Annotated in this window: 13 protein-coding genes and 1 riboswitch; of the genes, 3 read left to right on the forward strand and 10 right to left on the reverse strand. The window is 65.5% G+C overall.

Going from position 1 to position 16,914, the window contains the following annotated elements; all coding sequences use genetic code 11:
- Positions 1 to 57 precede the first annotated feature (57 nt).
- The 5 genes from C0V75_RS16545 to C0V75_RS16565 all read right to left on the reverse strand — a co-directional run bounded on the left by C0V75_RS16545 (position 58) and on the right by C0V75_RS16565 (position 7,287).
- Positions 58 to 2,622 carry a putative PEP-binding protein gene (locus C0V75_RS16545; protein WP_371410696.1) on the reverse strand — a complete coding sequence of 855 codons (2,565 nt, stop codon included), beginning with the start codon at positions 2,620 to 2,622 and terminating at the stop codon, positions 58 to 60.
- Positions 2,623 to 2,793: 171 nt separating this feature from the next.
- Positions 2,794 to 5,109 carry a glycine--tRNA ligase subunit beta gene (gene glyS / locus C0V75_RS16550; RefSeq protein ID WP_101922065.1) on the reverse strand — a complete coding sequence of 772 codons (2,316 nt, stop codon included), beginning with the start codon at positions 5,107 to 5,109 and terminating at the stop codon, positions 2,794 to 2,796.
- A 3-nt stretch (positions 5,110 to 5,112) separates the two neighbouring features.
- The gene (locus C0V75_RS16555) at positions 5,113 to 5,802 is read right to left on the reverse strand and encodes an FkbM family methyltransferase (RefSeq protein ID WP_101922066.1); all 690 of its coding nucleotides are present in this window, start codon (positions 5,800 to 5,802) and stop codon (positions 5,113 to 5,115) included.
- A 7-nt stretch (positions 5,803 to 5,809) separates the two neighbouring features.
- A complete protein-coding gene (locus C0V75_RS16560; RefSeq protein WP_101922067.1) occupies positions 5,810 to 6,337 on the reverse strand; it encodes a DUF6446 family protein in 528 nt (175 codons plus the stop codon).
- Positions 6,334 to 7,287, reverse strand: coding sequence for a glycine--tRNA ligase subunit alpha (locus C0V75_RS16565; protein WP_101922068.1), 954 nt, complete (start codon positions 7,285 to 7,287; stop codon positions 6,334 to 6,336). The genes C0V75_RS16560 and C0V75_RS16565 overlap by 4 nt, the downstream gene beginning before the upstream one ends.
- Positions 7,288 to 7,427: 140 nt before the next feature.
- On the opposite strand from C0V75_RS16565, the gene C0V75_RS16570 reads away from it, so the two are divergent.
- Positions 7,428 to 9,185 carry a serine protease gene (locus C0V75_RS16570; RefSeq protein ID WP_101922069.1) on the forward strand — a complete coding sequence of 586 codons (1,758 nt, stop codon included), beginning with the start codon at positions 7,428 to 7,430 and terminating at the stop codon, positions 9,183 to 9,185.
- Positions 9,186 to 9,231: 46 nt separating this feature from the next.
- Here C0V75_RS16570 and C0V75_RS16575 read toward each other — a convergent pair whose 3' ends face one another.
- From C0V75_RS16575 to metZ, 4 genes are all read right to left on the reverse strand, one after another.
- A complete protein-coding gene (locus tag C0V75_RS16575; protein ID WP_101922070.1) occupies positions 9,232 to 10,680 on the reverse strand; it encodes a TrkH family potassium uptake protein in 1,449 nt (482 codons plus the stop codon).
- Between the two features lie 75 nt (positions 10,681 to 10,755).
- The gene (locus C0V75_RS16580; RefSeq protein ID WP_101922071.1) at positions 10,756 to 12,204 is read right to left on the reverse strand and encodes a TrkH family potassium uptake protein; all 1,449 of its coding nucleotides are present in this window, start codon (positions 12,202 to 12,204) and stop codon (positions 10,756 to 10,758) included.
- Positions 12,205 to 12,259: 55 nt separating this feature from the next.
- Positions 12,260 to 13,351, reverse strand: a complete 1,092-nt coding sequence (folE2, locus tag C0V75_RS16585) for a GTP cyclohydrolase FolE2 (RefSeq protein ID WP_101922072.1) — start codon at positions 13,349 to 13,351, stop codon at positions 12,260 to 12,262.
- Positions 13,352 to 13,551: 200 nt separating this feature from the next.
- Complete coding sequence (metZ, locus tag C0V75_RS16590) at positions 13,552 to 14,730, reverse strand: O-succinylhomoserine sulfhydrylase (RefSeq protein ID WP_101922073.1); 1,179 nt, start codon at positions 14,728 to 14,730, stop codon at positions 13,552 to 13,554.
- A 50-nt stretch (positions 14,731 to 14,780) separates the two neighbouring features.
- Positions 14,781 to 14,858: riboswitch (SAM riboswitch) on the reverse strand.
- Positions 14,859 to 14,993: 135 nt separating this feature from the next.
- Between metZ and C0V75_RS16595 the strand changes: the two genes are divergently transcribed.
- Together C0V75_RS16595 and C0V75_RS16600 are read left to right on the forward strand one after the other, a co-directional pair.
- A complete protein-coding gene (locus tag C0V75_RS16595) occupies positions 14,994 to 15,695 on the forward strand; it encodes a glutathione S-transferase N-terminal domain-containing protein (RefSeq protein ID WP_101922074.1) in 702 nt (233 codons plus the stop codon).
- A 251-nt stretch (positions 15,696 to 15,946) separates the two neighbouring features.
- Positions 15,947 to 16,153 carry a cold-shock protein gene (locus C0V75_RS16600; RefSeq protein WP_101922075.1) on the forward strand — a complete coding sequence of 69 codons (207 nt, stop codon included), beginning with the start codon at positions 15,947 to 15,949 and terminating at the stop codon, positions 16,151 to 16,153.
- A gap of 153 nt (positions 16,154 to 16,306) precedes the next feature.
- On the opposite strand, the gene C0V75_RS16605 is transcribed toward C0V75_RS16600, so the two are convergent.
- Positions 16,307 to 16,912, reverse strand: a complete 606-nt coding sequence (locus C0V75_RS16605) for an inner membrane-spanning protein YciB (protein WP_101922076.1) — start codon at positions 16,910 to 16,912, stop codon at positions 16,307 to 16,309.
- Positions 16,913 to 16,914: the final 2 nt, after the last annotated feature.

Raw genomic sequence — 16,914 nt, forward strand, 5'->3', positions numbered from 1 at the left:
CGCCGAAATCACTTAATGCAGTAGCGCAGCTTCACCACGCAACCACATGATCTTGAATCACTTTTTGCGCGATTGCACTCGCGTATCTGGAGTCTCCATGCGTTCCTGCAAGGCCAGATGTGCCGCCGCAAGCCGGGCCAGCGGCACCCGATAGGGCGAGCAGGAAACATAGTCGAACCCCGCCTTGCGGCAGAAGGCGATGGATTCCGGGTTCCCCCCATGCTCGCCGCAGATCGACAGGACAAGGTCGCCGCGCGTCCGCCGCCCCCGCTCCGCCCCGATATGCAAAAGCTCGCCCACCCCGTCCACGTCCAGGATATGGAACGGGTCTTCCGGGAACACGCCCTGCTGCACATAGGTATTCATGAACCGCCCCGCATCGTCGCGCGACAGGCCATAGGTCATCTGCGTCAGGTCATTCGTCCCGAAGGACAGAAAGGCCGCGTGCTGCGCGATCTCGCCCGCCCGCAGCGCGGCGCGCGGCGTCTCCACCATCACGCCCAGCTTGTAGGCGAAATCCGCCCCCGCTTTGGTGCGCACCTTGGCCGCCACCGCATCGACGCGGGTCTTGACCAGCTCCACCTCGCGCCGGGCGCTGACCAGCGGGATCATGATCTCCGGCACCACCGCCGCGCCGCGCCGCCCCACCTCCACCGTCGCCTCAAAGATGGCCTGCGCCTGCATGTCATAGATTTCCGGCAGCACGACCCCCAGCCGCACCCCGCGCATCCCCAGCATCGGGTTGAACTCGGCCAGGGCCTCGGCCCGTCGCGTCACCTCCGAAAGGGGCCGGTCCAGCGCCTCGGCCAGTTCCCGCAACCCCTCGCGCGACTGCGGCAGGAATTCGTGCAGCGGCGGGTCGAACAGGCGGATGCAGACCGGCAGCCCCTGCATGATGTCGAAAAGCTGCACGAAATCGTCCCGCTGCATCGGCAAAAGCCGCGCCAGCGCCGCCGCCCGGTCCTTGGGCGTATCGGCAAAGATCATCTCGCGCATCACGATCAGGCGGTCTTCCTCAAAGAACATATGTTCCGTCCGGCACAGCCCGATTCCCTGCGCCTCGAACTGCCGCGCCGTGGCCGCATCCTGCGGCGTGTCGGCATTGGCCCGCACCCCGATATCGCGATGCTGGTCCGCCCAGCCCAGAAGCTTGCGGAAGGAATCGTCCAGCGCCGGCGCCAGCATCTCGGCCGCCCCCGCCAGCGCCTCGCCCGCCGTCCCGTCCACGGTGATGATGTCGCCCTCGCGGAACACCCGCCCGTCCGGCGCGGTCAGCTTCCGGTCCTTCGCATCCAGCTTCAGGTCCGACGCCCCCACGATACAGGGCAGGCCAAGCCCCCGCCCGATCACGGCGGCATGCGAGGTCATCCCCCCCCGCTCGGTCAGCACACCCACCGCCGAATGCATCCCGCGAATATCCTCCGGCGCCGTCTCGCGCCGCACCAGAATGCAGGGCTCGCCCCGCGCCGCACTGGCCTGCGCCGCCTGGGACGAAAACACGATTCGCCCCGTCGCCGCACCGGGGCTGGCCGCGATCCCCTTGACGAAGACATCGCGCCCGCCCCGCGGGTCCACCTGCGGATGCAACAGCTCCGACAGCGCCCGCGGCTCCACCCGCAGCACCGCCTCCGCCTCGGAAATCACCCCGTCCTCGGCCAGCGCCACGGCGATCTTCAACCCCGCCCGCGCCGACCGCGCCACCTTCACCGCATCCAGAACCGACAGATGCCCGTCCTCGATGGTGAATTCGATCTGCATCTCCTCGCGCAGCTTCACCCGGCACGAGGCGCCAAAGCGCAGGAGATCGGCAAACAGCCCCGGCGCCAGCTCCTCCAGTGACGGCCCGCGCGGATCGCGAGTCAGATAGATGGCCTCGGTCCGCTTCAGCGCATCCCGCCCCTGGCTCTGCCCCAGATAGCGCCCCGTCACCTGCGGCAGCCCCGTCACCGGATCGACGAACTGGATCACGCCAGAGCCAGACACCCCCTTGCCGATCCCCTGCGCCATCTCCTGCACCACAAGGCCCAGCCCCGCATCCTCCGGCGCGCCCTTGGCCTGGCGCAGAAGCCGCGCCGTCGTCCCCTCCCAGGCCCGCGCCATGGAGCGCAGCACCTCGGCCAGTTGCCGCGCCGGCTCCTGCGGGAATTCCTCGTCCATCTCCAGCTCATAGACCCGTAGCGCATCGCGCAGCGCCTCGGCACTCGCCGCACGGTTCTCGAACATGTCGGGGTCCAGCCGCGCCACATGCGTCGCATAGGCCTGCACGAAGCGCAGATAGAGCGCATCCGCCGCCGCCTGCCCATGCCGTTCCGCCAGCATCGCATGGCGCGCGGCATTCATGCCCACATTCAGGATGGTCGCCGGCCCACCCCAATCGGGGTTCACCGGGCTGGGCCGGACAGAGATCAGCGTGTCATCCCCGAAATGCGCCAGAATCGCCTCCACATCCACCGGATGCCCCGCCGCGATGGCGCGGATCGTGGCGGCAGGCAGCGCCACCGTCTCGGGCACCGGCAGGTCCAGCCGCACAAGGCGTTGCAGGCATTTGGCCCGCCAGCCATGGGCCGTGGTCTGGATGCGCGCCGAAGGCGTCACCTCGGCGAAATCGGGAAGCACGTCCATCTTCTGCACTGCGGCGACCTTTCCTTTGCACATGCAGGATACGCCATGCGGGCTGTCAATCAAGCCTGACATTGCCCGGAATTCTGTAAGGCAGGATGGGCAATCCTGCCCATCCTACATCCCGACCCTTGCCCCCGTAGGATGGGCAATCCTGCCCATCCCCCCCGATGCTCAGCCTTCCACCTTCGTCAGATCCGCCACCCCTGCACAGATCGCCCGGATGCGATGCAGCAGATTCAACCGGTTGCGCCGCACCACGGGGTTGTCGGTGTTGATCTGCACGGCGGTAAAGAAAGCGTCGATCGGCGCGCGCAACTGCGCCATCGCCCCCATAGCAGCGGCGAAATCCTCGGCCTTCATCGCGGGGCCGATGGCCTGTTCCGCCACATCCAGCGCGTTGAACAGCGCCCGCTCCTCGTCATTCTCGGCAAATTTCGGGTCCGCGCCGAAGGAATACTCCACCCCGTCCTTGGCTTCCGCCTGGCTCAGGATGTTGTTCGCCCGCTTGAACCCTTGCAGCAGGTTGGTGCCATCCTCCGAGGACAGGAAGGACTGCAACGCCTGCGCCCGCTTCACCAGCAGCGTCAGGTCGTCATTGCCGGGCATGGCGAGGCAGGCGTCGATGACGTCATGCCGGATGCCCTGATCGCGGAGGAAGACCTTCAGGCGGTCGTGGAAGAAGGCGAGAAGGTCACGAATTTTTGGAACCTCACTGTTCCTCCATTCGACCCCACTATAGTGAGAGACATATGCATCAGCGACCTTTTCTGCGGCAACAAGGTCACGTTCATTTACACTGTCAGGTACGGCTGCGGCAGCCTCCATGTACTCGAACGCGTGCAGCCAATCCGGGTTCGTGAGAGCAGTCTCAGTTTCAGCCGCAGAACGTCGTCCAGCCATCAAGTCTGCGACAAGGCTTGCGCGAATGTTCTCCCGAACTTCCTTGAAATTCCTCGCGTGAGCATCCATGAACCGATTTTCAAACACATCGTGAAGGCGCACCCTCACCCCATTCCCCAAAACCAACCGAATAACCCCCAGCGCCGCCCGCCGCAGCGCGAAGGGGTCCTTGCTCCCCGTCGGCTTCTCGTCAATCGCCCAGAACCCGGTCAGCGTGTCGATCTTGTCGGCCAGCGCCACGGCCACTGATACCGGCTCCACCGGCACCGCGTCCGAAGGCCCCAGCGGCGAGTAATGATCCCGGCAGGCATCCGCCACCGCCGCAGGCAGTCCCGCCTCCAGCGCGTAATACCGCCCCATCACGCCCTGCAATTCGGCAAACTCGCCCACCATCCCCGACCGCAGGTCCAGCTTCGCCACCCGCGCCGCCTGTTCGGCCATCGCCGCATCCGCCCCCACCAAGGGCGCAATCTCCCGCGCCAGCGCCGCGATCCGGTCGATCCGCTCCGCCTGCGACCCCAGCTTGTTGTGGAAGGTCACGGACCGCAGCCCCTCGGCCCATTCGCCCATGCCGCCCTTCGCCACCCGCAGGTCATTCTCCCAGAAGAAGCGCGCATCCGACAGCCGCGCCGCCAGCACCTTCTGGTTGCCCTTCAGGATCGCCACCCCGCCATCCGCCGCCTCGATATTGGCGACCGTGATGAAACGCTCGATCCGCCCCGTCTTCGGGTTTTTCACCGAAAAGAACTTCTGATGCTCCTTCATCGAGGTCTGCAAGACCTCCGCCGGCAGGCCAAGGAATTCCTCGCCGATCTGCCCCATCAGCACCACGGGCCATTCCACCAGCCCGGCCACCTCGGTCAGCAGGCCGCGATCCTCCACCACCTCCAACCCGGCGGCAAAGGCCATGTTGGTGGCCTCCTGCCAGATCTGCGCCTCGCGCTCGGCCGCATCCAGCATCACCTTGGCGCGGGACAGCTTCACCCGGTAATCCTCGAAGGAGGCGACGGCAAACCGCCCCGCCCCCATGAAGCGATGCCCCTCCGTCGTATTCCCCGCCCGGATGCCGTCAACCTCAAGGTCCACCACCCGCGCGCCCGCCTCATCCACCATCAGGCAGAGGATCGACTGCAACGGTCGCACCCAGCGCAACGACCCCGCCCCCCAGCGCATCGACTTGGGCCAGGGGAAATTGCGGATCACGCTGTCCAGCACCTCGGCCACGATCGCATCCGCCTTGCGCCCCGGCTTTTCCACCACCGCGAAATAGACCTGCGCCTTCTTGTCGTCGCGTATCTCCAACTGGTCCTTCGTCAGCCCCGTGGACCGCAGGAACCCCTCCAGCGCCGCCGCAGGCGCATCCACCCGCGGCCCCTTCCGCTCTTCCCGCACCGGGCGGCTTTCCGCCGTCAGCTCCTCCACCGACAGGACCAGCCGCCGCGGCGTCGAAAAGGCCCCCGCCCCCGCATAGGTCAGCCCCGCCTCCACCAGCCCGTCAGTGACCAGCTTCTTCAGGTCCGCCGCCGCCTTCCCCTGCATCCGCGCAGGGATTTCCTCGGAGAAGAGTTCGATGAGCAGGTCAGGCATGGCTCAGATCCAGTCGAGATTGACGCGGGTGATGGGGAAACGCGCCGCCATCCGCGCGCGCAGGGCGGCGAAACGGGGGGCGAGATGGGCAAACTTCTTCTCATGGGTTTCGGCCACCAGAAGCTGGATATGGTCGAAGAGGTCCGTCCCCTCCATCGCCTCCAGCAAGTCCAGTTCCGCCCCTTCGATATCTATCTTCACAAAGGCCACGCGGCCATGCTCGGCCACCAGCCCGCGCAGGAAGGCGGGAAAGTCGATGACGGTGACATCCACCCCCTCGGCATCCGCCATCCGCCGCCCGCCCGCCACGATGCTGGACGAGACGGAGGCGCCATCGGGATTGGCCTCCCAGCCTTCGGCGCGCTGCAACCGGAACGTGCCTGCCACGGCCCCGACGGCGGCCTGATGGAAGGTGATGTTGTCGCGCCCCGCCAGCCCCGCCCGCAGCCTGGCAAAGGTATAGGGGTCAGGCTCGAAGGCATGGACCCGCGCGCCGCTATCGGCCAGCAGTTCCGTCACCGCGCCCATATTGGCCCCGCAATCCACCACCACATCGCGCGGCCCCAGCATCGACACGATGCCTTGCAGCATCCCCTTGGCATAGGCGCGCCGCCCGTCATTGCCGGGATGCCGAAAGGCCCGGTCGCGGGATCGTTCGATGGCCGTCCGGGGGCGGGGGGCGGGGTCCGGCATGAACACCTCAGGGACTGGAACTGGCAGGCGCACACGCGCCCGCACCGGACCCGCCGCTGAAGGCGGCCTGCCCGCAGGCGTTCAACTGATGCCAGGCAAAGGCCCGGCCATCGGGAAAGACCGCGACCACACGGTCCACGCCGGGATGGATCTCCGCTTCCGAGAGGAAGGCGATCGCCTCCCCCTTCTCCAGCGCCGCACCGATCGCCGCCGCGTCGAAACAGTCGAACCAGCCCGGCGCGACATTCGGCACAGCATCTTCATAGATGCGATAGGTCTCGGTCAGCATCGCCTGCGTCATCGGCGTGCGGAAACAGGCGCGGAACCGGATCGGGCTGCTTTCGCTGTCGATCCCCGTCACCTCTTCCGCGATGATCGGCTCGGCCACCCCGCCCTCGATCAGGGTCAGGCGGATTTCCGCCCCCGGCTCGAAGGTCACCTCCTCGTAGAAGGCATGGACCTGCAACCAGTACATCGCGATCCCCGCGACCAGCCCGATCAGCACGATGGCGCCCCCGACGATCTTGCCATTCACGCCGCCGCCCCCCCCGAAGCGCCCCCAGATGCGCCACCGGCCTCGGTCGTCACGAAAGCATCGGCGCATTTCTTGGCCAGCGCCCGCACCCGCCCGATATAGGCCTGCCGCTCGGTGACAGAGATCACCCCCCGCGCGTCCAGCAGGTTGAACAGATGGCTGGCCTTGATGCACTGGTCATAGGCCGGATGCGCCATCACGATCCGCTTGCCGTTCTTCGGGTCAATCGCGTCGAAGGCCAGCAGCCTTTCGCATTCGGCCTCGGCATCCTTGAAATGCTGGAACAGCATCTCGGTCGTCGCCCCGTCGAAATTGTGGCGGCTGTATTCCTCTTCCGTCTGGCGGAAGATGTCGCCGTATTTCAACGGGATGGGCGATTGCGGATCGTTGAAGGGCATCTCCATCACATGGTCGATCCCCAGCACATACATCGCCAGCCGCTCCAGCCCATAGGTCAGCTCGCCCGAAACCGGGCGGCAGTCATGCCCGCCGACCTGCTGGAAATAGGTGAACTGGCTCACCTCCATCCCGTCGCACCAGACCTCCCAGCCCAGGCCCCAGGCGCCCAGCGTCGGGCTTTCCCAGTCATCCTCGACGAAGCGGATGTCATGCACCGCCGGATCAAGCCCGATCGCCCGCAGCGACCCCAGATACAGCTCCTGCAAATCCGGGGGCGAGGGTTTGATGATGACCTGATACTGATAGTAATGCTGCAACCGGTTCGGGTTCTCGCCATAGCGCCCGTCCGTCGGGCGGCGCGACGGCTGCACATAGGCCGCGGCCCATGCCTTCGACCCCAGCGCGCGCAGCGTGGTCGCCGGATGGAAGGTCCCCGCCCCCACCTCCATGTCATAGGGTTGCAGCACCGCACAGCCCTTGGCGGCCCAATAGGCTTGCAGACGCAGGATGATCTCCTGAAAGCTGCGGGGAAGCGTCGCGCTGTCAGCCATGACCGGGCCCTCTTGAAAACCGCCCCCTCCATAGGCAAGAGGCTGACAGGGGTCAATCCTTGCAAACCCGTCCCGGAAAGCACGTGCATCCGGTGGCTGCTCTGCTAGGCTCCGGCCCGCCCTGAACATGGAATTGTCGAATGCTCCGTCTGGCTCTTGCCGTCCTGACCCTCGGTCTGTTTCTTCTCCCCCCGGGTCCGGCATCTGCCCAAGAGGCCGGCGAGGTCTATCTCCAGATCGAAGCCAAGCCCGACCTCGCCCAGGCGCGCGACCGGGCCGAGGCCTGGACCGCCTTATTCGACAATGTGCAGGGTTTCGTGGTGCCATCCGGCTGGCATGTCATCGCGCTCGGCCCCTTCGACCGCGCCGATGCCGCCCTGCGGCTCGACAGCCTGAAACGCGAAAACCTCGTTCCGCGTGACAGTTTCGTCAGCGACGGGTCGAATTACCGCGCGCGGTTCTGGCCCCCCGAAGGCAGCGTGACGCCCGCCCCCGAACCCGCCCCCGATACGACCGCCGCAGACGCGGCAGCAGCCGACCCCGCCCCGCAGAACCCGGCCCTGCCCGATGAAAGCGTGGAAGAGGCCCGCGCCTCCGAATCCCTGCTCACCCAGCAGGAACGCGAATTGATCCAGACCGCGCTCAAATGGTTCGGCTTCTACGACAGCACCATAGACGGCGCCTTCGGGCGCGGCACCCGCGCCTCCATGCAGGGCTGGCAAGAGGCGAACGGGTTCGAACCGACGGGCATCCTCACCACGCTCCAGCGCGGCACCCTCGTCGCCAATTACCAGGCCGAACAGGCCGCGCTCGGCCTCGACACGATCACCGAGGCCGAGGCCGGCATCGAAGTCACCCTTCCCACCGCCCTCCTCGCCTTCGACCATTACGAACCGCCCTTCGTCCATTTCACCGCCAAGGACGGGTCGGATGACCTGCGCATCACGCTGATCTCGCTTCCCGGCGACCAGGCCGCGCTCTACGCGCTCTATGACACGCTCCAGACCCTTACCATCATGCCCACCACCGGCCCGCGCGAACGCGGCGAACGCAGCTTCACCCTGCGGGGCGAAAGCGCGACCGTGGTATCGCAAGCCTATGCCGAACTGTCGCGCGGTCTGGTCAAGGGCTGGATCGTGACCTGGAACCCCGCCGCCGACCTGCCCATCGACCGCATCCTCCCCGCCGTCGAGGCCAGCTTCCGCCCCGTCGGCGACCGCGCCCTCGACCCCGGCATCGTGCCGATGGACGATGCCACGAAGGCCGGGCTCCTCGCCGGGCTCGAGGTGCGCAAGCCCCGCCTCTCCGCCTCCGGCTTCTTCGTCGATGCCGAAGGCCGCGTCCTGACCAGCGCCGCCACCGTCGCGCAATGCGCCCGCATCACGCTCGACACCACGACCGAGGCGCGCGTCGCCCTCTCCGATCCCGCGACAGGCATCGCCCTCCTGACCCCCGCCACCCCGGTCTCGCCCCCCGCCACTGCCGAATTCCAGCTTGCCCCCGATCGCATCGGGGCCGAGATCGCCGTCGCCGGCTACAGCTATGGCGAGGCGCTCCCCGCCCCCGTCCTGACCTTCGGCACGCTGGAGGCAGGCCAAGGCCTGCAAGGCGAACAGGGCCTGAAACGCCTCGCCCTCACCGCCCTTCCCGGCGATGCAGGCGGCCCTGTGGTGGACAATACCGGCGCCGTCCTCGGGCTTCTCCTGCCCGCCTCCGACGACCCCGCCCGCATCCTGCCCGATGGCGTCTCCTTCGCCGCGACCGGCCCGGCCATTGCCGCAGCGCTGGCCACGCAGGGCGTCACGCTGGCGCAATCCGCCCGCCGCGGCGCGCTCCCGCCCGAAGACCTGGCCCGCCAGACGGCACGGATGACGGTCCTCGTCTCCTGCTGGGACTGATGCTGTCGGTCCTGACCCTGCCGGGCCAGCTTCTGCCGGGCCTCACTCACCCCCGCCAGAAACGCGGCAGGAACAGGATATAGACGGCGACCAGTTCCAGCCGCCCCATCAGCATGCCAAAGATCATGATGGCCTTCGCCGCCGCCGGAAACTCCAGCAGCGCGCCGGTCGGATGCACCTCCGGCCCGAAGGCGGGGCCGACATTGGCAATCGCCGTCCAGGCCGCCGTCACCGCCGTCTTCACCTCCAGCCCCGCCAGCGACAGCGCCACCGCCAACAGACCGAAGCTCAGCATGAACAGCGTGAAGAAGGCGATCACCGCATTCAGCACATCCTCGTCCACCGCCCGCCCGTCATAGCGCAGCCGCGCCACCAGGTTCGGCTCGAACAGCCGCCGCACCTGCAACCTCGCCGCCTCCAGCAGGATCAGCCAGCGGAACACCTTCACCGAACAGCCCGTCGAAGAGGTGCAGCCCCCGATCAGCCCGGTGATGAACAGCACCGCAAAGGGAAAGGCCCCCCAGCCCGAAAGATCGGCGCTCGTGAACCCTGTCCCGGAAAAGATCGACACCACGTTGAAGGCGGCTTCCCGCAAGACCACCTCCAGCGGCAGGTCATGCGTCATCACCTCATAGACCACGATCACCCCGATCGCATAGGCGTTCCAGCGCAGATAGGCCCGCACCTGCCGGTCCTTCCACAAGGGCTGCCAATCCCCCTGCCAGGCCTGGATGAAGCGGATGAAGGGCAGGCTGCCCAGCAGCATGAAGACGATGGCGGCATATTCCAGCGGCCCCGCGAATTTCGCAAAAGACTGGTCCGAGGTCGAAAATCCCCCCGTCGATACGGTCGAAAGCGCATGGGCCACCGCATCGAACCCGCTCATCCCCAAGACCGCATAGGTCAGCGCGCAGGCCACCGTAATCACCACATAGATCTGCACCAGCGCGGCCGAGATATCGAGGGCGCGCGGCAGCACCTTTCCCAGCGTGTCAAACCCTTCCGACCGGAAGAACTGCATCCCGCCGACCTTCATCACCGGCAGGAACAGCATCGCCACGATGACGATGCCAAGCCCCCCCAGCCAGTGCAGCATCACCCGCCACAGGTTCACCCCCATCGGCAGGTCATCAATGCCGACAAAGACCGTGGCCCCCGTCGTCGTCAGCCCCGACGTCGCCTCAAAGATCGCGTCCAGCCAGCCGACCCCCGGCGCCCCCAGAACAAAGGGCAGCGCCCCGAAGAAACAGGCCGCGACCCAGGTCAGCACCGTCATCAGAAAGACCTGCGGCACCGTCAGCGCGGCCTGCAACGCATTCGCCGTGGCAAGGGCCACTGCGCCCCCGACCAGCACGCAGATCAGCCCCGCTTGAAGGAAGGCCCGCCAGTTCGGGTCCCCCGCCGTCCAGTCAAGGATCATGGGAAAGCCCATCATCCCGCCCAGCGCGACGGTCACCAGACCGCAGACATGGGCGACGGGTCTCAAATCAATCATGGGGCGAAAGTGCGGTCTGCCCCCGCCTCTGTCAACACAGGGAACGGGTGATTTGATTACGTAAATTACGTAATTTTATCTCTGCCAGAACCGCGGCAGCACCAGCACGAAGATCGTCAGCAACCCGAGCCGACCCAGCAGCATCGCCAGCGTCATGATCCACTTCGCCGCATCCGGGAAATCGACAAAGGTCCCCGTCCGCTCCACCATGGGCCCGAAACCGTATCCGATATTCCCCAGCGCCGTCCAAACCGCGAAAAGCGAGGATGTCGTATCGACCCCCGTCAGGGTCATGGCCACGGTCAGGACGCCCAAAGTCAGGATGAAGCCCGCAACATAAAGCATCAGCGCATCCAGAACATCCGCCCCGACCGTCCGCCCGTCATACTTCACCGGGCTCACCCGCCCCGGAGTCACGATCTGGCGCAATTGCTGGATCAGCGCCGCCGCGGCCAATTGCACCCGGAACACGGTCAGCCCGGACGCACTCGACCCCGAACAGGCCCCGATGATCCCGATCACGAAAGCCACGATCAGCATGTAGCCATCCCAGAGCGGGAAGGACCCCGAGAAGAAGCCAGTAGAAGACATGATCGAGGTCAGGTTGAACAGGCTTTCCCGGAAGACATCCTCGAACTCCATGTCCGAGGTGAACCACCGCCAGAGCGTGACGGTTCCCACGGCAAGGCCCAGCACCTTCACATAGGCCCGCACCTGACTGTCTTGCCACAGCGGCCGCGAATCCCCGTTCACAAGCTGCACATAGCGCACATAGGGCAGGCTCCCGAGGAACATGAACAGCGCCCCCAGATACTCCCCCGCCCCGATATACTCGTTGAAAGACCCATCGCGCGGCGAAAACCCGCCCGTCGCGATGGCGGCCATCGCATGCACCGTCGCATCCAGCGCATTCATCCCGATCGCCGCGAAGGTCAGCCCCGCAATCACGATCAGCCCCAGATAGACCCCCAGCAACTGCTTGGCGAGGTCCGTCGCCCGCGGCACCGCCTTGCCGAAAGTGTCAAACCCTTCGGTCCGGAAGAACTGCATCCCCCCCACCCGCATCACCGGCAGGAAGATCATCGCCACGAAGGCGATCCCCAACCCCCCGGCCGCGTTCAGCAGGCCCCGCCACAGGTTCATCCCCGCGGGCATCCCGTCCAGCCCGTAGATCACCGTCGCCCCCGTGGTGGTGATGCCCGACACCGCCTCGAAATAGGCTTCGGTGAAATGCAGGTTCGGCACGCCCAGCATGAAGGGCAGCCCGGCAAAGACCGGCAGCCCGAACCAGATCACCGCCGTCAGAAGATAGGCCTGCCGCACATCGAAAGACCCGCGCAGCCCATTGGCCGTCGCCAGCGCGATCAGCCCCCCGATCCCCCCGGTAATCACCGCCGAAAACAACAGCGCCGAGGCATTCTCATCCCCGGCGCTCCAGTCAATGGCGGCAGGCCCAAGCATCAGGATCGCCAGCACGATCAGGATGCGACCGAAAACATAGGCGATGGGCCGGAAATCAACCATGGTGGGCCAAGTGCTACAGCCCCTGCCCGCCCCCGGTCAACGACAACGCGTCGGATCAGCCGACGTGATACAGCGTCTGGAACAGGCGCGGATCAAGGCTTTCCGCCGCAAAGGTCGGGCCTTCGGTCAGAACGCTCACCGCGTCATGGCTGTGCAGGCTTTCCTGATGGCTGGCCACGATGCGGAAATCGCCGATCCGCCCGTCGCCCTTCAGAGCCTGGCAGAAGGACCGCGCCGCATCCTCCACGAAAATCGGGTTCGCGGCGTTCAGCTCCGCAAAGGCCTGCTCATCCTCGCGCTTCACCATCACCTGCGTCTCGGTCGGCACCGCCTCGCGCGCCAGGTCGATCAGGTCCTCGAACCACAGCCGCTTGCCCGGCTTCACCTCCACCGAAATCCGCGCCACCGACCGCTGCGAATGCGGCGTGGCCAGTTGTCCCCGCGTGCGGCGGGCATGTTCCGACAGTTCCAGCGAACAGGGGCAGGTCGAGGAATAGACAAAGTCCAGATGCATGATCTTCTTGCGCACCCCGGCCACGTCCACCAGTTCCAGCGCGATATCGTAATACTGCCAGCCGGAAAGACCCGACCGCAACGACCCCACCTTCACCGGGAAGGAGAACCGCATCTGGATGCGCGCATCAAAGCTTTCCAGATCGCGCTTGTAATCCTCCAGCGCGTGCTCGATCACGGCAAAGCTGAAATCCCGTTCGGCATGGGCATAGAAGGACCGCATGATGCGGCTCATGTTGATGCCCTTCTTCTCGGCCTCAAGGCTGACCGTCCCGGTCACGCTGGTCTCCAGCATGATCTCGCCATTGTCGCGGGTGCGATAGCGGATCGGCAGGCGGAAATTCGAAATCCCCACATGCTGGATCAGCGCCTTCTCGCCCCGGATCAGGCTTGCAGGCCCGTTCTGCAAGTCGGGCAGGCTGTCCTTGTAGACGGAATCCACCACGAAATCAGACGGATAGGCGCGCGACAGCGCCGGATAGCCCTCGCCCGGAATCAGATAGGCGACCGAGGAATCCAGCGTCGCGATCTCGGCATCCGAGGCCTTCCCCGCCCAGCGCCGCAGCACGGCCAGTGCCGCCTCCGCCTCTTCGCGGGAAGGCTGGCGGTCAAGTTCGGGGGTATGGATATTCATGGTCTTGCCTTTCGGTTCGGGCGGGTTCCCCCGCCGTCAATGTCAACAGGTTTTACGCAGCCAAGGGCCCTTCGGATCACCGCGCCCGCGCCCCGAAGGCCCGGACGAAGGTCGAATATAGGCGTTCCGCCATCACAATGAAATGACGACGGACGCACAGATTGCACCCGTTTCCGACATTGACCTACCCCTTTCGGAGACTAGGCCCGCGCCAGCGCCTGCCGCAGGTCCGCGATCAGGTCTTCGGCATCCTCCAGCCCCACCGACAGCCGGATCAGGCCGGGCGTGATCCCCAGCTTGTCCTTCTGCTCCTGCGGCAGCCGTTGATGGGTGGTCGTGGCCGGATGGGTGGCAATCGTCTTGGCATCGCCCAGATTGTTGGAAATCTTGGCGATCTCAAGCGCGTTCATGAAACGGAACGCCGCCTCTTTCCCGCCCTTGACCTCAAAGGTCACCAGCGTCCCGCCCGATCCCATCTGCGCCATGGCCAGATCATGCTGCGGATGGCTTTCCAGCCCCGGATAGATCACCCGCGACACGCGGCCCTCCCCCTCCAGCGCCCGCGCCACCTGCAAGGCCGCCTCCGCCATCGCCCGGCAGCGCAGATCCAGCGTCGCCATCCCGTTCAGATGCATCCAGGCGGTGAAGGGGCTCATCGACCCGCCGGTATGCTTCATATAGGGTTCCAGCACCTTGCGGATCCACTCCTTCGACCCGCAGACCACCCCGCCCAGCGCGCGCCCCTGCCCGTCGATATGCTTGGTGGTGGAATAGACCACCACATCCGCCCCCTGCTCCACCGCGCGGGAAAAGATCGGCGTGGCAAAGACATTGTCCACGATCACAACCGCACCCACCGCATGGGCAATCTCGGAAACCGAACGGATATCCACCAGCTCCAGCGTCGGGTTCGACATGGATTCGAAGAACACCGCCTTCGTACCCGGCACCACGGCGGCCCGCCACTGGTCCAGATCGGCCCCATCCACGAAGGTCACCTTCACGCCATAGCGCGTCAGCACCTCCTCCAGAATGTAAAGGCAGGACCCGAACAGCGCGCGGGAACTCACCACATGATCCCCGGCCCGCAGCATCGCGGTCAGCGCCCCGTTCACCGCCGCCATGCCGGAGGCGGTCGCAAAGGCATCCTCCGTCCCCTCCAGCGCGGCGATCCGCTCCTCGAACATCCGCGTCGTGGGGTTGCCATAGCGGGCATAGATGAACTCATCCTCCCCCGCCTTCACGAACCGCGCCTCGGCGCTCTCGGCGCTCTCATAGGCGAAGCCTTGCGTCAGGAAGATCGCTTCCGCCATCTCGCCATACTGGCTGCGGCGGGTTCCCTCATGCACCAGCTTCGTGCGCGTCTTCCAGTCGGTCATCGTCTGCGGCCCCCGGCCAAGAAAAAGCCCCGGCAAACCCAGAGGTGCCGGGGCATCATCCCCTCACCTCTTTAGCGGCTTGTTTAACGTGGCCCGCAATCCGGTAACAAAGCGCCACATCCGCCCGATACGCCTGCGCCGCAGAAAGGTCAACGCCGCCCGCGCAGCCACGCACAGACCAGTGGCGCATTTTGCGCCCCATTTTGCACCTTGCTCCCGCCCGCCGCAGCCGCAACATCAGCACGACAGGAACAGGAGTCCCCATGACAGCCCCCATCCAACTCCACTACTGGCCCACCCCCAACGGCAAGAAGATCACCATCGCGCTCGAGGAAATGGGCCTTCCCTACGATGTCCACTACGTCAACATCGGCGCGGGCGACCAGTTCAAGCCCGACTTCCTCGCCATCGCGCCGAACAACCGGATGCCCGCGATCACCGATCCCGAAGGTCCGGATGGCCAGCCCATCTCGATCTTCGAATCCGGCGCGATCCTGCAATACCTCGCGCGCAAGACGGGCAAATTCGGCGGATCGAACGCCCGCGAACAGGCCGCCGTGGAACAGTGGCTGATGTGGCAGATGGGCGGTGTCGGCCCGATGGCCGGTCAGGCGCATCATTTCCTGAAATACGCCCCCAGCATGGACCCGCCCCACGACCTGCCCTATGCGAAAGACCGCTACCGCCGCGAGGTGGGCCGCCTCTACGGCGTCCTCGACAAGCAGCTTGCGAAAACCCGCTACGCCGCGGGCGACTTCCTCTCCCTCGCCGATTTCGCCATCTGGCCCTGGGCGATGGGCTGGCAGGGGCAGGAACAGACCCTGGACGACAAGCCCAACTTCAAGCGCTGGCTGGAGGAACTCGCCGCCCGCCCCGCCTTCGAAAAAGGCGCCGCCGTCGGGATGGAACGCCGCTCCGACACCACAACCGACAAGAAGGCGCAGGAAATCCTCTTCAAGCGCTGAAACACCGGTTTTCCTCAAGGAAATTGCAATTTCCTTCGAACAAGTATGAAAGGGCGGCGCGCAAAACGCCGCCCTTTTTCGCGCATGACGCGAATTCGCTTGCTATTGTCCCGAAAAGGGCGCAGGGCTTGCGGGCTTTATTCGATCTTTCGACCTTCTGTCTTCCCTCGGGCTGTCAGACGCGACCTTGACACGACCCTGAGCCAGGCCATCGCACATCGCGGGTGGCACCCAAGACAGGAGATCTCACGATGGCCAACGGCACCGTGAAATGGTTCAACGCCACCAAAGGCTTCGGCTTCATCGCTCCGGAAGGCGGCCAGAAGGACGTTTTCGTCCACATCACCGCGCTGGAGCGTGCGGGCATCCGTGCCCTGAACGACGGTCAGGCCGTCACCTTCGATCTGGAGCGTGACCGCAACGGCCGCGAATCCGCGACGAACCTCGCTCTGGCATAAGCCACGGGCGCAAGTTACCGAAAAGGGCGGCCCCCCGGGGCCGCCCTTTTCCATTTTCCGTAGGGTGCGTGATCCACGCACCCCTCCAATAGCCCGACGGAGACGTGTTTCACGCCACCCAACCCCGGCGCAGGTTAACACCTCCCTCCGCCCTCACTCCTTCTTCTCGTCCTCGATGGCATAGCGGCTCAACACGCCGCCCTGCGTCATGAAGAACAAAAACAGCGCCGCCGTCAGGCCGAATGTCTTGAAATTCACCCAGGCCTCGGTGGACATCGACCGCCACACCGCCTCATTCGCCACCGCCAGCGCGAAGAAGAACAGCATCAGCCGCTTCGTCAGGATCATCCACCCTTCCGCCCGCATCGGCAGCGCCTCTTCCATCACAACCCGCAGATAGCTCTGCCCCCTGAGCAGGCCGAACCCCAGCACGCCACCGAAGAGGACATAGATCATCGTCGGCTTCATCTTGAAGAACCGCTCGTCATTCAGCCAGACCGACAGCCCGCCGAACAGGATCACCAGCACCACCGTCGCGATCTGCATCTTCGACAGCTTGCCCGTCAGCCACCAGAGGATCCCCGTCGTCACCACCATCAGCGGAATGAACAGCGCCGTCACCACGATGAAGCCGTCATACTCCGTGCCACCGATGGGGAAGACCTCATCCTTCAGCATCACATATCCGGCAAAGAACAGGGCAATGGGCCCCAGTTCCAGCGCCAGCTTCACCCCCGGATGCAGTTTCTTCTCGGCCATCG

Source organism: Tabrizicola sp. TH137 (genome assembly GCF_002855575.1).
In the GTDB taxonomy this organism is placed as follows: Bacteria; Pseudomonadota; Alphaproteobacteria; order Rhodobacterales; family Rhodobacteraceae; genus Paragemmobacter.

What these genes read in the sequence shown, in the direction of transcription:
- folE2 (WP_101922072.1), bottom strand. Translation starts at nt 13,351, where the DNA reads ATGAATATCCATACCCCCGAACTTGACCGCCAGCCTTCCCGCGAAGAG.
- C0V75_RS16580 (WP_101922071.1), bottom strand. Translation starts at nt 12,204, where the DNA reads ATGGTTGATTTCCGGCCCATCGCCTATGTTTTCGGTCGCATCCTGATC.
- C0V75_RS16605 (WP_101922076.1), bottom strand. Translation starts at nt 16,912, where the DNA reads ATGGCCGAGAAGAAACTGCATCCGGGGGTGAAGCTGGCGCTGGAACTG.
- C0V75_RS16545 (WP_371410696.1), bottom strand. Translation starts at nt 2,622, where the DNA reads ATGGACGTGCTTCCCGATTTCGCCGAGGTGACGCCTTCGGCGCGCATC.
- glyS (WP_101922065.1), bottom strand. Translation starts at nt 5,109, where the DNA reads ATGCCTGACCTGCTCATCGAACTCTTCTCCGAGGAAATCCCTGCGCGG.
- C0V75_RS16595 (WP_101922074.1), top strand. Translation starts at nt 14,994, where the DNA reads ATGACAGCCCCCATCCAACTCCACTACTGGCCCACCCCCAACGGCAAG.
- C0V75_RS16570 (WP_101922069.1), top strand. Translation starts at nt 7,428, where the DNA reads ATGCTCCGTCTGGCTCTTGCCGTCCTGACCCTCGGTCTGTTTCTTCTC.
- C0V75_RS16555 (WP_101922066.1), bottom strand. Translation starts at nt 5,802, where the DNA reads ATGCCGGACCCCGCCCCCCGCCCCCGGACGGCCATCGAACGATCCCGC.
- C0V75_RS16575 (WP_101922070.1), bottom strand. Translation starts at nt 10,680, where the DNA reads ATGATTGATTTGAGACCCGTCGCCCATGTCTGCGGTCTGGTGACCGTC.
- C0V75_RS16600 (WP_101922075.1), top strand. Translation starts at nt 15,947, where the DNA reads ATGGCCAACGGCACCGTGAAATGGTTCAACGCCACCAAAGGCTTCGGC.
- metZ (WP_101922073.1), bottom strand. Translation starts at nt 14,730, where the DNA reads ATGACCGACTGGAAGACGCGCACGAAGCTGGTGCATGAGGGAACCCGC.
- C0V75_RS16565 (WP_101922068.1), bottom strand. Translation starts at nt 7,287, where the DNA reads ATGGCTGACAGCGCGACGCTTCCCCGCAGCTTTCAGGAGATCATCCTG.